Below are 14,041 nucleotides of genomic sequence, written 5' to 3' on the forward strand. Positions count from 1 at the left end.
CCGGGTGCTGGATGCCTCGGTCACGGATTCGGCGTACTGTCCCGATATGGGAGCAGTTCGGGCGGCGCCGGGCGGGTCGGCGGACTCGTCCCCGCCGGGACGGGCGGGTGACTGATGGACACCGCCCTGGCCGACATCGTGCGGGCGACCCGCGCCTCGGCCGCCCTGCTGTACGTCCTCACCCCCGACCGCACGGCCCTCTGGCTGTCCCATGTGGCGGGCGCCCCGCGCGAGGTGGTCGCGCCGTGGAGCCGGGTCGCGGTGGGAGATCCGATCCCGGTGGCCGACGCGGTGCGCGACGAGCGCCTGGTGTGGGTGAGCAGCCAGGTGGAGATGGCACGCCGTTACCCCCGCCCGGCGGTGGTGCTCCCCTACGACTTCGCCCTCGCCGCCGTGCCGGTCGCGTCGGACTCCGGGGTACGGGGCGGGCTGGTGCTGCTGTGGCCCAGCGGACACCCGCCGCAGCTCAGCCGTGCCGAGCACGAGGCCGTCCGGGCGGGTTCCCGGCGCCTGGGCCATCTCTTCGAGCAGGCCGCGGGGCGTGGCGAGCCCCTCGTCTCCCCCGGCCGGCCGCGCATCCTGCCCCCGACACCGGGGCGCACCCCCACGGCCGAGGAGGCGTGGGCCGGTACGGCGCTCCTGGACCGGCTGCCCGGCGGGTACGTCGGCCTGGACCTGAACGGCAGGATCACCCTCGTCACCCCGGCAGCCGCCGACCTCGTGGGCGCCGACCCGGACCGGCTGCTGGGCGCCCTGCCGTGGGAGGCGCTGCCCTGGATGGACGTCCCCCATGTCGAGGACCGCTACCGCGCGGCGCTGATCAGCCGCACCCCGCAGACCTTCCGGGTGCTGCGGCCGCCCGGCACCTGGCTGTCGTTCGAGCTTTACCCGGACCCCTCGGGCATCAGCGTGCGCATCGACCGGACCGGTGACGGGCAGGAGCCCGACCCGGTCGCGGAGACTGCGCACGGCCCCGGCCGGGCCACGGTGCTGTACCACCTGATGCACCTGGCGACCACTCTGACCGAGGCCGTCGGGGTGCAGGACGTGGTCGACCAGACCGCCGAACAGCTGCTGCCCGCCCTCGGCGCCCAGGCCATGGTGCTGATGACGGCGCAGAACGGCCGGCTGAGGATTCTGGGCCACCGCGGTTACAGCCCCGAGCTGCTCGCCCGGTTCGACGGGGCGCCGCTGAGCCGGGACATCCCGGGGGCGGCGGTCCTGGCCACCGGGGAGCCGGGCTTCTTCCCGTCGTTCACCCAGATGGTGTCCGTGTACCCGAAGATGACGCACGAGGACGGAATGGCGGCGTGGGCGGTCCTGCCGCTGATCGCCTCCGGCCGCCCCATCGGCTCCGTGCTGCTCTCCTACGACCGGCCGCACGCCTTCCCGCCCAGCGAGCGAGCCATCCTCACCTCCCTGGCCGGTCTCGTCGGCCAGGCCCTCGACCGGGCCCGCCTCTACGACAACAAGGACCGCCTCGCCCACCGGCTCCAGTCGGCGCTGCTCCCCCACAGCCTGCCGGGCATCCCCGGGCTGCGGGTCGTCGCCCGCTATCTGCCGGCCGCGCGGGGCCTGGGCATCGGCGGTGACTTCTACGACCTGATCCGGCTGGACGAGAACACTGCGGCGGCCGCCATCGGGGACGTGCAGGGCCACAACGTGGACGCGGCGGCGCTGATGGGGCAGGTGCGCACCGCCGTCCACGCCCACGCCACCGTCGGCGCTCCCCCGGACCACGTTCTCGGCGGCACCAACCGGCTCCTCACCGACCTGGATCCCGGTCTGTTCACCAGTTGCCTGTACGCGCACCTGGACCTCGGGAACGGACGGGCGTGCCTGGCCACCGCGGGGCATCCGCCGCCCCTGATGCGCCACTGCGACGGGCGAACCGAACTGCTGTCCGTCCCGCCGGGGCTGCTCCTCGGCATCGATCCGACGGCCCGCTATCCGTCGCTGGAGTGCGCCCTGCCTCCCGGCTGTGTGCTGGTGCTCTACACCGACGGGCTCGTCGAGGCGCCGGGCGTCGACCCGGACGACGCGACGGCCGCCCTCGCCGGTCTGGTGGAGCAGTCCGACCCGCAGGACCTGGAGGCCATGGCCGACACCCTGGTCCGGCACGCTCCCGCGCCCGGCGACGACATCGCCCTGCTGCTCCTGAGCCCCACCCCGGGCTGCGGGTGACCGCCTGCCCGCTCATCCGAGGGCGTTGACGGCGGCCGCGAACAGCCGGGGCAGACGCACGGCCACGGGCACGATGTGCGGCGCGAGTGCGGGGCGCTGCCGCGCTCCGACCAGCAGTTCCGTCAGGACGCGGTAGCGGCGGGTGGCGCGGGCCCAGTCGGCGCCGTAGCGGCCGGGTGTGCCCCGGTGGAGGTTGGCGACGACGGCGCGGGCGCCGACGAGGGCGAGGCAGACGCCCTCACCGGTCAGCGCGTCGACGTACCCGGCGGCGTCGCCGACGAGCAGGACCCTGCCGTGTACGCGGGAGCGGGACCGCCGGCGCAGGGGTCCGGCGCCGCGGACCGGGGTGACCGCCGTGTGCGGCGGGAGGCGGGCTGCCAGCTCCGGGAAGCCGGCGAGCTGCGTGTCGTAGGGCGCGCGGCGGGAGGTCAGCAGGGCCACGCCCACCAGCCGGGGGCCGAGCGGGGTGACGTACGCCTCCGCGTCCGGACCCCAGTGCACCTCGACGTGCGACGTCCAGGGCGGTACGGCGTAGTGGCGGCGCAGTCCGTAGCGGGGCGGTGTCCGGGCCGGGCGGTCCAGGCCGAGGGAGCGGCGCACCGGCGAGTGCAGTCCGTCGGCGGCGACGAGCCACCGGGCGCGCAGTCCCGCGCCGGGGACGGTCACGCCGTCCGCGTCCTGCCGCACGGCGTCCACGCGCAGCGGGAGGACGGGGACGCCCGCGTCGAGTACCGCCCGGTGGAGAACGGTGTGCAGGTCGGTGCGGCGGACGCCGAGGCCTTCCCCGCGGCGGAACGCCGCCTCGACGCGGCGGGGCCCCTGCACGTAGCGGATGCCGGTGAGGGGGTGGCCGGGGGCGTGCAGGCCGAGGGCGGTGAGGGCGCGGACGGCGCCGGGCATCAGGCCTTCGCCGCACGCCTTGTCGACCGGGGCCGGGCGGGGTTCCGCGACGACGGTGTCCAGACCGGCGCGCGCGGCGTGCAGGGCGGTGGCAAGCCCTGCGGGTCCGCCGCCGACGACGAGGAGGTCGGCGCGTCTCACGCGGGCACCGCGTGGGTGGTGAGGGCGGCGTTCTCGCAGCGGATCCGCACGGTCAGCAGCACCGCGTTGGCCAGGGTGAACACGGTCGCCGTGAGCCACGCCGAGTGCACCAGCGGCAGGGCGATGCCCTCGACGACGACGGCGACGTAGTTGGGGTGGCGGAGGAAGCGGTAGGGGCCGGCGCCGACGAGGCGGGCGCCGGGGACGACGATGACACGGGTGTTCCAGTAGCGGCCCAGGGTGGTGATGCACCACCATCGCAGGGCCTGGGCGAGCAGGGTGAGCGCCAGGGCGGGCCAGCCGAGGGCGGGGAGGAACGGGCGGTCCGCGAGGAGGGGTTCGAGGAGGCAGCCCGCGAGCAGGCCGGTGTGCAGGACGACCATGACGGGGTAGTGGCCGCGGCCGTGCTCCACCCCGGCCCGGGCGCGGGTCCAGACGGCGTTGCGGCGGGCCACGACGAGTTCGGCGAGGCGTTCGACGGCCACGGCGAGGACGAGCAGCGTGTACCAGGACATGGCGTTCACCTCACCACCGCAGCAGGACGAGTTCGGTGCAGAATCCCGGGCCCATCGCCAGTACGAGCCCCCAGGTGCCCGACTCGGGCCGGTGGGCCTCGGTGAGGCCCTGGAGGATGTGGAGGACGGAGGCGGAGGACAGGTTGCCGACGGCGGCGAGCGAGCGCCGGGACGGGGTGAGGGCGTCGTCGGGCAGGGCGAGCGCTTCGGCCACGGCGTCCAGCACCTTGGGGCCGCCCGGGTGGCACACCCAGGCGCCGATGTCGCCGGTGTCCAGGCCGTGTTCGGCGAGGAAGCCACGCACCTGGGCGCCCAGCTCACTGCGGACCAGGGCGGGGACGGCGGGGTCGATCACCACACGGAAGCCGCCGGCGCCGACGTCCCAGCCGAGGAGGTGCTCGGTGCCCGGGTGGAGGTGGCTGCGGGTGGCGACCACGGCGGGCCCGGCGGCCGGTTCCGCTCCCGCGCCGTTCGCGGCGGCGCGGGCGACGAGCGCCGCCGCCCCGTCGCCGAAGAGGGCGCCTGCGACCAGGTTGGCGCGGGAGTCGTCGCCCTTCTGCAGGGTCAGCGAGCACAGTTCGACGGTGAGCAGCACGGCGGTCCCGCCGGGGTGTCCGCGCAGGTAGTCGTGGACGCGGGCGATTCCGGCGGCGCCCGCGACGCAGCCCAGGCCGAACACCGGCAGCCGCTTGACGTCCGGCCGCAGGCCGATCCGTCCGGCCAGACGGGCGTCCAGGGACGGGGCGGCGACGCCGGTGATGGACGCGCACACCAGCAGGTCGACGTCGGCCGGGGCGAGCCCGGCCTGCGCCAGCGCGTTGGTGAGCGCCCGTTCGGCCAGGTCCAGGCCCGCCGTCAGCCACGCCTCGTTGCTCTCCCGGAAGTCGCGCAACGCGGCGTACCGCTCGATGGGCAGGGCGAGATGGCGAGTGCGGACACCGGCGGACGTGTGCAGGCGGCGGAACACGGCGCGGTCGGCGCCCGGGGCGAGGCACAGATCGCCGAGCGGCTCGGTGAGGTCTTCCTGGCGGTAGCGGTGGGGCGGCAGCGCGGTGTGCACGGCGGCGAGGGCCGTCACCGGCGCCGTGCCCGGGGACGGAGGGGCGGCGGGCGCCGGTTCGGCGATGAGAGGGACACGCATGTCGGTAATGACTTCCTCGCCGTCGCCGCCCGGCTACCTTTCACCCGTGTCCCACCACCCGTCCGGGGTCGTTCCGCGTACGCCGCCGCGCCGTCTTCCGGCGTTGCTGCGCTGCTGCCATCCCGAGCCGGCGCTGGCCGTCACGGTGTTCGTGACCGCGCTCGCGGTGGCGGCGGGGCACGACGTCGCGGGCGCGGCGGCGGTGGGCGTGGCGGTGCTGGCCGGTCAGCTGTCGGTGGGCTGGTGCAACGACGCGGCCGACGCGCGCCGCGACACGGTCTGCGGGCGCACGGACAAACCGGTGGCCGAGGGGCACCTGCCGGCGCGCGCCGTGGCGGTCGCCGCCTGGACGGCCCTGGTCCTGTGCGTGCCGCTGTCGCTGCTGTCCGGGCCGGGCGCGGCGGCGGCGCATCTGACGGGCGTGGCGGCGGGCTGGATCTACAACCTGCGGCTGAAGCACTCGGTGCTGTCGCCGCTGCCCTACGCGGTGGGCTTCGCGTCCCTGCCGGTGTTCGTCACCCTCGGTCTGCCGTCGCCCGCCTGGCCCGCCTGGTGGGTTGTGGCGGCGGGGGCGCTGCTGGGGGTGGGGGCGCATCTGGTGAACGTGCTGCCGGACATCGAGGACGACCTGGCGACGGGCGTGCGAGGGCTGCCGCAGCGACTGGGCCGAACGGCCTGCCGGTGGCTGGCGCCGCTGGTGATGCTGGCGGCCGTCTGGGTGGTCGTCGCGGGGCCGCCCGGGGCGGCGGGCCGCGGGGGGCTGTTCCTGGCCGTCGTGGCCGGGGCCGTGGCCGTGGCGGGTACGGCGCTGGCGGCGGGGCGGCGCAGCCGGTGGCCGTTCCGGGCGGCGATGGTGGTGGCCGGCATGGCGGTGTCCCGCCTGCTGCTGCACGGCACGGACCTGGTGTGACCCGGCCCCCACGGCCCGCGGTTGTCTCCCGGCGCCCCTGGCTCGCGGGTGCGCCCCGCACGCGACGAGCCCTGGACCGTGTCCTGTGCGCGGGTTGGTTCGCCCATTGCGGCGGACTTCCCATTCACGCTGCCCATGGTCGCGGCCCGCGTGACATGCCTGCTCTCCGTGCACCCGGGAACGTTCGGCCCGAGTGAGGCAGCCGCCATCGCCGGAATGCCCGGATATGCCGCCTCTGCAACCGACCTGGGGGCGGCGGCGAACGCCGCCCCCAGGTTCCGCGTCACGTGACGATGTTGCAGTAAGCGCCGCTTCCTGCGTTCGCCGTCGTGCCACCGCAGAGGAACTTCAGCCCTACGGACATGTGCGTCGGGTACAGGAGGTTCGTGATGTGGAACTCATTGTTGCTGGTGTTGTAACGACCGTAAGTCGATATCACGGTGCCGCCGGGAAAGTCAGGGACGTAGTAGGTCTCGCAATTCCCGGGAGACACCAGGTGTCCCCTCAAGCCTGTGGCGCCACCGTCCTTGGCCTCGAAGTCCATGTGCGCAGAGTAGTTACCCTGGACACAGAGCTGCACTCTTCCGGCAGCGATGGACGCGGAAGCAGGGGTGGCCGTAGCAACCAGTCCCGCCACTGCGGCTATCGAGGAAATCGCAGCAACCACTGCACGCTTGTTCACCTTGCGCGTCATTACAATCCTTTTCGCATTTGCAGTTGTGGTGCTCATTCAGGCATGTGGCCGTTTTCGTGCATGGCCACAGTATTGGCCGAGTGCCCTCCACGGGCCTCCGGTTACGACTGGACAAGCACGCCGAATTCCGCGGCACCGGCTGATCCGGCGTCGCGTTTTGTCCGTCCGACGCCGCAATGAGTCACGCGGCGCGACTTGATCCAGAAAAAACATACCCACCCCTCATAGATGTGGCGTAGAAGTCCCGTAGACGTCACGTCAACGAGCCGAATAATTCGCGGACCGACTGAACCCACCGGTATCTCACTGCTGCAGGACCGGTCCGGGCGGCCTTTTAACGGCGCATCGACGACTTCGCCCACGGGCGAGTCAGGGGCGCCGTCCCGTCGCGCCCGGCGGCGGTGAACCGGGCGGGAGTCCGGTCAGGCTCGACGCCTCCTACGACGAGAGGGCGCCCGGAGGGCGTCGCACCGGGCTCCGTCGACGTCGAGACGCGGAAGCCCCGCCCGTGACGCAGCCGGCGGTATCCGGCGCCGGTGGGACGAGAGCAGTGGAGACGCAGCCGGGCCTCCCGGCGTGGGACCCGACCGTCGTACGCGGCGGGCGCGGGACCGGAGGGCGAAGTAATGGAACCGGCGTTCGACGTCCGCGATCCCGCGTCCGGCACGTACCCGCGTCCACCGGGTGTAGGACGGGCCCGCGGGGCCACCCGGGTCCTGCCGGGCCGCGTCGGACGGCCCAGGGAGGTCTCCGTGGAGCGCACACCGCACGCAGGCACCGTCAGGGTGAGGTTCATCGGCAACGCCACCCTGCTGATCCGCTACGGCAGCCTGACCCTGCTGACCGATCCGAACTTCCTGCACCGCGGTCAGCTCGCCCACCTCGGCTACGGCCTCGTGTCACGCCGGCTGACCGAACCCGCCGTGGACGTCACCGATCTCCCCCACGGCGACCTGGACGCGGTGGTGCTGTCGCATCTGCACGGCGACCACTTCGACCGGGTGGCCCGGCGCCACCTGGACCGAGGGCTGCCCTTCGTGACCACCCCGCACGCCTCCCGCGTCCTCCAGGGGCTGTTCGGCTTCCACCGCGCCGTGGGTCTGCGCACCTGGCAGAGCCACACCCTGCTGCGCGGTGACTCGCAGGTCCGTGTCACCGCGCTGCCCGGCCGGCACGCGCCGGGTCCGGCGAGGCGCCTGCTGCCGCCGGTGATGGGGAGCCTGCTGGAGTTCGGCGACCGCTCCGGCCGAGTCCGCCTGGTCATGTACCTCTCGGGCGACACCCTGATGTTCGACGGGCTGCGCGACATCGCCCGCCGGTGCCCCGACATCCATCTGGCGGTACTGCACCTGGGCGGGACCACGCTGCCCGGCGGCCTGGTCGTCACCATGGACGCCGGACAGGGCGCCGATCTGCTCGACGTGATCCGCCCGCACCGGGTGCTGCCCGTCCACTACGACGACTACGGCGTCTTCCGCTCCCCGCTCTCCGACTTCCTCGCCGAGGCGGCCCGGCGCGGCCACGGCGGCCGGATCCTGCGCTGCCGGCCGGGCGAACGGGTGACGGTCGGCGGGGACACCCGTCGCTGAGCCCTGCGAGGTGCCGCACCGGACGACCGACGCACGCGGGTGTCCGGCGGCCCCGCCGGGCCGGGCGAAGTGGCGGGCCCCGTCACGGTCGCCGGATGATGAAGCCGGAGAGCGGAACGGCCGCCGTGCGGCGCCCGGTCCGCCCACCCGGCGTGGCACGAGACGGTCCGGTCCCGCCGCGGGTCACGTCGCGGCGCGTGCCCGAGCAGGCGAAGGAGGGGCACCGTGAGGCGGTACCTCGGCGTGCTCCAGAACAGCTGGAGGTGGCTGGGCGCCCATACCCTGATGACGCGGGGCCGGGAGCTGGAGCTGATGCACCGGGCCATGGGCTTCGCCACCCTCGCGCTGGTGACCCTGGCGCCGCTGCTGATCGTGGTCGCCGCCGCGGACCCCCTGGGCCGGGGCGGTTTCGCGACCTGGCTGGCGGACGGCATGGGTCTGACCGGGCGGTCGGCGAGGGTGCTCACGGAGATCTTCAGTCCGCCCCGCAAGGTGGTGGGCACGACCAGTGTGTGGGGCGGTCTCGCGCTCGCCGTGTTCGGCGTCGCCCTCGGCGGCAGCGTCCAGAACGGCTACGAGCGGGTGTGGCGGCTGCCGCCCGGTCCCTGGCACCGGGTGTGGCGGCAGGCGCTCTGGCTGGCCGTGCTCACCGCGTTCCTCTACCAGGAGGTGCGGACCCGCACGCTGCTGTTCGGGCCGGAGCGGATCACCCTGTCGGCGGCGGCCGGCGTGCTGTTCTTCTGGTGGGGTCAGCGCTTCCTGCTCGGCGGCCAGATCCGCTGGCGCGACCTGCTCCCCGGCGCGGTCGCCACCATGGTGGGCCTGGTCGGCCTGCGGATCTTCTCCTACTACGTGTTCACCCCGCTCATCGTGGAGAACGCTGTCAGCTACGGCACGGTGGGCGTGGTCCTGGTCGTGGAGTCCTGGCTGATCGGGGTGGGCTTCGTCGTGTACGGCGGCGCCCTGTTCGGGCACTGGCTGCTCACCCACCACGGCTTCCTCCGTCACTTCGGCCGCCGGCACCACGACGAGGAGCAAGGGCGGGTGGGCGTGAAGTGATCGCCGCAGGCGAGGGCGGCCGGGCGTGCGCTCAATCCTGGCCGGGTGACGGTACGGCGGACCGGCCGGCCAGGACGACGGCGCGCTCCAGGACGTCGGCGCGGAAGATCGCGCGTCCGCGTGCCGCCCTCCGCTCGCGTCCCACGGGGCCTTCCGTGACGAGCCGGTCCAGGACGTCGAGCAGGGCGGGGCCGTCGTCGGCGGCCTCGGAAAGGCCCAGTTGCGCCGTCCGGCGGACTCCGTCGGCGCCGTGTCCGGGCAGCGGACGGTGGCCGACGACCGGCAGCCCGGCGGCGAGTGCCTGCACGGCGGTCTGGCCGGCGGCGTTGTCCACCAGCGCGCGCACCGCGTGCAGCAGAGCCGGCATGTCCGTCACCCAGTCCAGGGCGAGCGTGCCCGGCACGCGGGCGGTGCGGGACCGCAGCGCCCGGTTGCGGCCGCACAGCACCACGGGGAGGTAACCGGCGCCCGCGAGCAGCCGGGCGGTCTCGCCGAGGCCCGCGGCCGCGCCCCAGGCGCCCGCGGACAGCAGCACGGGCGGCCGCCCAGGGGCAAACCGCTCGAACCGTTTCCGCCAGTCGTCGGCGCCGGGGGCGGGGGCGGAGAACTCGGGCGCCACGACCGGGCCCGTGGTCTCGACGTGCGTGCCGGGGACGGCCCGGCGCACGTCGTCGGCGGCCTGGTCGGTGAGGCAGAGGCAGGCGTCGTTGCCCGGGTGGAGCCACTGCCGGTGCACGGCGAAGTCGAGGACGAACACCACGCTGGGGACGCGCAGCCTGCCCAGCGTCCTGAGGTGGCCGGTGAGCTGCGCGGCCAGGTGGAAGACGGGCACGACCAGGTCCGCGCCGGTCCGCGCCACGAGCCGTTCCAGTCCGTCGGCGGCGAGCCGGGCGAGCGGGACTCCACTGGGGCGGGTGTGGTCGCCGGGGCGCAGGAACGCCCGGTAGAGGCCGTCGTACACCCAGGGCGCGTGGCGCACCGACGTCCGGTAGAAGGCGCGCAGCCCGGGGCCCGTGCCGTACGGGAGCAGGCGCATGAGGTCGACGGCTTCCGCCTCGTGGCCCTGTGCGCGGGCGCGCCGGACGAGTTCGCGGGCCACGGTGTCGTGTCCGGCGCCCATGCTCGCGCTGAGCACCAGCACGCGGCGGGCGCCGGCCCGGCGGTCGGCGCCCCGGTGGTGCGGGGCCGGGGAGGACGAGAGCACGTCTTGCTGAGTCACCGCCGACGCGCCGGTGAAACGCCCGCCGGGCGTTTCGGGCGTCCCTGACCTGGATACTCCGGGCTCACCCCCTCCCGGACGACGGGAGTGGTCCAGCCGGCCGCTTCCGGTGTCCGCCCAGCAGCCGAGGTCAGCCCATGCCCCACGCACCCTCCCGCGCCGGTACGGCCGGCGCTTCCGACGCCCGGACACCCGCGCTGCTCCCCGACGACGTGAGGGAGCCTCCCGGCGCGGCGGCGCGGCGGCCGGGGACGGCCCTGGTGACCGGCGCCTCGTCGGGCATCGGCGCCGCCGTGGCGCGCAGGCTGTCCGCGGAGGGGTGGCGTCTGGTGCTGAGCGGCCGGGACGCGGGGCGCCTGGCCGAGACGGCCGCGCACGCGGCAGCCGCCGTGTTCCCCGAGGACCTCACCCGCCCGGCCGCCGAGCGGCGGCTGACGCGGTTCGCACTCGACGAGGTGGGACGTCTCGACCTGCTGGTGGCGTGCGCCGGGGTGGGCTGGGCCGGTGACTTCGCCACCATGACACGGCGTTCCTTCGACGAGGTGATGGAGGTGAATCTGCTGACCACGCTGCGTCTGGTGCGGCAGGTGCTCCCCCACATGGTGGAGGCGGGCTCGGGCCGGACGGTGCTCGTCGGTTCGCTGGCGGGGGCCGTCGGGGTACAGGGCGAGGCGGTCTACTCGGCGTCGAAGGCGGCGGTGGCGGTGTTCGCCGACGCGCTGCGCTACGAGCTGCGCGGCACGGGTGTGGGCGTGAGCCTCGTCGTGCCGGGGGTGGTGGACACACCGTTCTTCGAGCGGCGCGGTACGCCCTACGCGCGGACCCGGCCCCGGCCGGTGCCGCCCGAGCGGGTGGCCGACGCGGTGTGGCGTGCCGCCGTCCGGGGGCGCGACGAGGTCTACGTCCCCGCGTGGCTGCGTCTGCCGGCCAGGGTGCGCGGCGTGGCGCCGGGTCTGTACCGGCGGCTGGCCGCCACGTTCGGATGAGCGGCGCCGCGGCGTGCTGACCGTGGTCCTGGCGCTTCTCGCGGCGTTGGCCAACGCCGCGGCCTCCGTGCTGCAAAGGCGGGCCGCCGCCGACGAGCCGGAGAGCGGCAAGGGTCTGCGGCAGGCGCTGCGCTGGCTGGGACACGTGCTGCGGCGGCCGCACTGGGTGGCGGGCGCGGGGATGCTCGCCCTGTCGACGGTGCTGCAGGCGGCTGCGCTCGGCGTGGGCAGTCTCGCGCTGGTGCAGCCGCTGATGGCGGCCGAGCTGCTGTTCACCCTGGCGGTGGGCAGCCTGGTCTTCCAGCGTCGCCCCGATCTGAGAACCTGGCTGGCCTTCGTCGCCCTGGCGGTGGGCCTGTCCCTCTTCCTGACGGCGGCGGCGCCGACGCCGGGCCGGTCCACGGCGATACCGGGGCACTGGTGGCCGGCGGGAGGAATCCTGCTGGCGGTGGTGGCGGCACTGGTGGCGGCGTCCCGTACGGTGCGGGGCGCGCCACGCGCCGCGCTGCTGGGGCTGGCGTCCGCCGTGTCGTTCTCGGCGACGGCCGCGCTGCTCAAAGAGGTCACCGGGCTGATTCCGGACGGCCCGGTCGCCGTCCTGTCGACCTGGCCGCTCTACGCCACCGCCGTGGTGGGCATCATCGCGTTCCTCCTGCTGCAGGCCGCGTTCCGGGCGGGCACGCTGGCCGCGTCCCAGCCCGCCCTGACCCTCGGTGACGCGCTCACCAGCGTCGCCCTCGGGTGGGCGCTGTTCGGGGAGCAGATCAATCTCGGCGCGCGGGTGGTCCCGGAGCTGATCGGCATCGCGCTGATGGGCGCCGGCAGCGTCGGCCTGGCGCGGGCCCCGTCGGTCGGGGGCGGCTGGGACCAGGCCAGGGCGCGGGACGACCCCGGTTCCGGGGCACGGCGCCAGGCGTCCCGCCCGCCGTGAGCCGTCCGCGTGATCTGGAGGTCACCGCCATGCCCGAATCCGTCCCCCGGGCCGCCGCGCTGCCGCTCGCCGCGGGCGTCCTGGCGCACATAGGTCCTGCGGCCACCTGGCTGCCCGTGGTGCGCAGACACCTGTCCCCCCGTCTCGCCGGCGTGGGGCACCCCCGTCATGTCGCCCTGACCTTCGACGACGGCCCCGACCCGGTCTCGACGCCCCGCTTCCTCGACGCACTGGACGGCCTCGGTGTGCGGGCGACGTTCTTCGTCCTCGGCGACGCGGTCGTACGGCATCCCGGCGTGGTGCGGGAGACGGCGCGGCGGGGGCACGAGGTGGCCGTGCACGGCTGGAGCCACGACCGCCCGTGGCTTCCCACGCCGGCACGCGACGTCCGCGCCCTGCGTCGCGCGGTCGAGGCCGTTCAGGACGTCACGGGGGTGGCCCCCCGGTGGTACCGGCCGCCGTACGGGATCCTGACGTCCGGCCGGTGGGCGGCCGCCCGCGCGGCGGGGCTGCGTCCGGTGCTGTGGACGGCGTGGGGCCGGGACTGGACGGCCACGGCCACTCCCGCGTCGGTGCGCGCCACGGTCGAGGCGGACCTGGGCGGCGGCGGCACGGTCCTGCTGCACGACACCGACCGTACGGCGGCGCCGGGAAGCTGGCGGGCCGCACTGGGCGCGCTGCCCGGCCTGGTGGCGGACTGGCGCGCGGCCGGCTGGACGGTCGGCCCCCTCACGGACCACGGAACGGCGGACGTGCACGCGACCGCTCCGCGGGTGCTGGGAAGGGCGGGCGAGGTGCGACGGCGGGCGCCGGAGCAGGGGCGGTCGCGGCATGGGTGAGGCGGGTGCCGGCCGTGGGCGACCGGTGGTGACGACGGGCTGGGCGGGCGCTCCTGGCGGGGACCGCCGGGCGGGCTCGGCCGGCGCTCCTGGCGGGGACCGCCGGTCCGCGGTGCGGCCACGGCAGCGGTCCGCGGCGATTCCCCGGCACCGGCCGGTCGTGGGGCATGTGAGGGGGACCGCCGGTCCTGGGCACCGCGACGGTGCCCAGCCGCACCGCTGCCCCGGCCACCGGCCGGCCCCGCGCTGCATGAGTCCGCACCGCCGCCGGCGGATCTCGGCACGCGTGAGCGGCCCCCCGACGGGCGCCGCCACGGCGCCTGCCCACACCGCACCTCCGGTCCCCGGAGGTGCGGTGTGGCTCACGCGGTGCCGTCGCCACCAGCCGGTCACGGCACGCCTCGGCTGGCCCCCGGTTCGCGGGCACCGCGACGGCACCCGCCCGCACGGGGGCGAGGGCCCTCAGTCCTCCGCGATCTCCGTGGTGACCGGCGTGCCGAGTTCCACCGTGCGGCTTACCGTGCAGAGGCGGTCGTGGGACGCCTTCACCGCGCGCGGGAGGATCGCCCGGGCACGGTCGGCGCCCTCCTCTTCGGGGAAGGCGACGTGGAAGGTGACCCGCAGGCCGGTCATGCGGTTGCCCTGTTCGTCGCTGATCTTGTCGCCGCTCACCTCGACGGAGAACGCGGTGGGTTCCGCGTGCCGGCCGGTGGCCACGTCGACGTCGGCCGCCGAGCAGCCCCCGATGGCGGCGAGCAGCAGTTCGACGGGGGTGAAGGCGTCACCCCCGTCGGTGCCGAACCGCACGGTCCCGCCACGCGGGTTGGTGGCGACGAACTGGCCGGTGCTCGTCCGCTCGACGACGACGGAACGCTTGGACGCTTCGCTCATGCGTCGACAGTAGTCCCGAAACGGCATTCACCCCGAAGGGAG

The 14,041-nt window shown here is 75.1% G+C and carries 13 protein-coding genes; 7 read left to right on the plus strand and 6 right to left on the minus strand.

What is annotated here, in order from left to right; genetic code table 11:
- The first annotated feature begins 114 nt into the window (after positions 1–114).
- Positions 115–2,184: a SpoIIE family protein phosphatase gene (locus ACF1AG_RS15005; protein ID WP_387796295.1), complete on the plus strand. Its 2,070-nt coding sequence runs from the start codon at positions 115–117 to the stop codon at positions 2,182–2,184.
- Between the two features lie 12 nt (positions 2,185–2,196).
- Here ACF1AG_RS15005 and ACF1AG_RS15010 read toward each other — a convergent pair whose 3' ends face one another.
- Genes ACF1AG_RS15010 through ACF1AG_RS15020 form a run of 3 tightly spaced genes read right to left on the minus strand, consistent with a single transcriptional unit; the run spans position 2,197 to position 4,818 of the window.
- Positions 2,197–3,225 carry an NAD(P)/FAD-dependent oxidoreductase gene (locus ACF1AG_RS15010; RefSeq protein WP_387796298.1) on the minus strand — a complete coding sequence of 343 codons (1,029 nt, stop codon included), beginning with the start codon at positions 3,223–3,225 and terminating at the stop codon, positions 2,197–2,199.
- Positions 3,222–3,740, minus strand: a complete 519-nt coding sequence (locus ACF1AG_RS15015) for an isoprenylcysteine carboxylmethyltransferase family protein (protein WP_359602247.1) — start codon at positions 3,738–3,740, stop codon at positions 3,222–3,224. The genes ACF1AG_RS15010 and ACF1AG_RS15015 overlap by 4 nt, the downstream gene beginning before the upstream one ends.
- A gap of 10 nt (positions 3,741–3,750) precedes the next feature.
- Entirely contained in the window at positions 3,751–4,818 is a 1,068-nt protein-coding gene (locus tag ACF1AG_RS15020) for a 3-oxoacyl-[acyl-carrier-protein] synthase III C-terminal domain-containing protein (RefSeq protein ID WP_359602262.1), read from the minus strand.
- Positions 4,819–4,888: 70 nt separating this feature from the next.
- Here ACF1AG_RS15020 and ACF1AG_RS15025 point away from each other — a divergent pair, with 70 nt between their 5' ends.
- On the plus strand, positions 4,889–5,791 hold the full coding sequence (locus tag ACF1AG_RS15025) for a UbiA family prenyltransferase (protein ID WP_359602260.1): 903 nt from the start codon (positions 4,889–4,891) through the stop codon (positions 5,789–5,791).
- 283 nt (positions 5,792–6,074) lie between these two features.
- Here the strand turns inward: ACF1AG_RS15025 and ACF1AG_RS15030 are convergent, their stop codons facing one another.
- Positions 6,075–6,335 (minus strand): hypothetical protein, encoded by a 261-nt coding sequence (locus ACF1AG_RS15030; RefSeq protein WP_359602245.1) that lies wholly within the window; start codon positions 6,333–6,335, stop codon positions 6,075–6,077.
- A gap of 902 nt (positions 6,336–7,237) precedes the next feature.
- On the opposite strand from ACF1AG_RS15030, the gene ACF1AG_RS15035 reads away from it, so the two are divergent.
- Both ACF1AG_RS15035 and ACF1AG_RS15040 read left to right on the plus strand, forming a co-directional pair.
- Positions 7,238–8,074, plus strand: a complete 837-nt coding sequence (locus tag ACF1AG_RS15035) for an MBL fold metallo-hydrolase (protein WP_387796301.1) — start codon at positions 7,238–7,240, stop codon at positions 8,072–8,074.
- Positions 8,075–8,299: 225 nt separating this feature from the next.
- Complete coding sequence (locus ACF1AG_RS15040) at positions 8,300–9,133, plus strand: ribonuclease BN (protein ID WP_387796304.1); 834 nt, start codon at positions 8,300–8,302, stop codon at positions 9,131–9,133.
- 31 nt (positions 9,134–9,164) lie between these two features.
- Here ACF1AG_RS15040 and ACF1AG_RS15045 read toward each other — a convergent pair whose 3' ends face one another.
- Positions 9,165–10,253, minus strand: coding sequence for a galactosyldiacylglycerol synthase (locus ACF1AG_RS15045; RefSeq protein ID WP_359602256.1), 1,089 nt, complete (start codon positions 10,251–10,253; stop codon positions 9,165–9,167).
- 236 nt (positions 10,254–10,489) lie between these two features.
- Here ACF1AG_RS15045 and ACF1AG_RS15050 point away from each other — a divergent pair, with 236 nt between their 5' ends.
- The 3 genes from ACF1AG_RS15050 to ACF1AG_RS15060 are packed head-to-tail and all read left to right on the plus strand — an operon-like array spanning position 10,490 to position 13,108.
- Positions 10,490–11,338: an SDR family NAD(P)-dependent oxidoreductase gene (locus tag ACF1AG_RS15050; RefSeq protein WP_391809836.1), complete on the plus strand. Its 849-nt coding sequence runs from the start codon at positions 10,490–10,492 to the stop codon at positions 11,336–11,338.
- Positions 11,339–11,351: 13 nt separating this feature from the next.
- The gene (locus ACF1AG_RS15055) at positions 11,352–12,269 is read left to right on the plus strand and encodes a DMT family transporter (RefSeq protein ID WP_391809837.1); all 918 of its coding nucleotides are present in this window, start codon (positions 11,352–11,354) and stop codon (positions 12,267–12,269) included.
- A 29-nt stretch (positions 12,270–12,298) separates the two neighbouring features.
- Positions 12,299–13,108 (plus strand): polysaccharide deacetylase family protein, encoded by an 810-nt coding sequence (locus ACF1AG_RS15060; protein ID WP_391809838.1) that lies wholly within the window; start codon positions 12,299–12,301, stop codon positions 13,106–13,108.
- Between the two features lie 462 nt (positions 13,109–13,570).
- On the opposite strand, the gene ACF1AG_RS15065 is transcribed toward ACF1AG_RS15060, so the two are convergent.
- Positions 13,571–13,999, minus strand: coding sequence for an OsmC family protein (locus tag ACF1AG_RS15065; protein WP_387796312.1), 429 nt, complete (start codon positions 13,997–13,999; stop codon positions 13,571–13,573).
- Positions 14,000–14,041: the final 42 nt, after the last annotated feature.

The organism is Streptomyces sp. NPDC014764 (assembly GCF_043082785.1).
Lineage (GTDB): Bacteria > Actinomycetota > Actinomycetes > Streptomycetales > Streptomycetaceae > Streptomyces > Streptomyces althioticus.

Excerpts from the sequence above, each read along its gene's own strand:
- ACF1AG_RS15005 (WP_387796295.1), top strand. The coding sequence starts at position 115 with ATGGACACCGCCCTGGCCGACATCGTGCGGGCGACCCGCGCCTCGGCC.
- ACF1AG_RS15015 (WP_359602247.1), bottom strand. The coding sequence starts at position 3,740 with ATGTCCTGGTACACGCTGCTCGTCCTCGCCGTGGCCGTCGAACGCCTC.
- ACF1AG_RS15025 (WP_359602260.1), top strand. The coding sequence starts at position 4,889 with ATGACTTCCTCGCCGTCGCCGCCCGGCTACCTTTCACCCGTGTCCCAC.
- ACF1AG_RS15030 (WP_359602245.1), bottom strand. The coding sequence starts at position 6,335 with ATGGACTTCGAGGCCAAGGACGGTGGCGCCACAGGCTTGAGGGGACAC.
- ACF1AG_RS15045 (WP_359602256.1), bottom strand. The coding sequence starts at position 10,253 with ATGGGCGCCGGACACGACACCGTGGCCCGCGAACTCGTCCGGCGCGCC.
- ACF1AG_RS15050 (WP_391809836.1), top strand. The coding sequence starts at position 10,490 with ATGCCCCACGCACCCTCCCGCGCCGGTACGGCCGGCGCTTCCGACGCC.
- ACF1AG_RS15060 (WP_391809838.1), top strand. The coding sequence starts at position 12,299 with ATGCCCGAATCCGTCCCCCGGGCCGCCGCGCTGCCGCTCGCCGCGGGC.
- ACF1AG_RS15065 (WP_387796312.1), bottom strand. The coding sequence starts at position 13,999 with ATGAGCGAAGCGTCCAAGCGTTCCGTCGTCGTCGAGCGGACGAGCACC.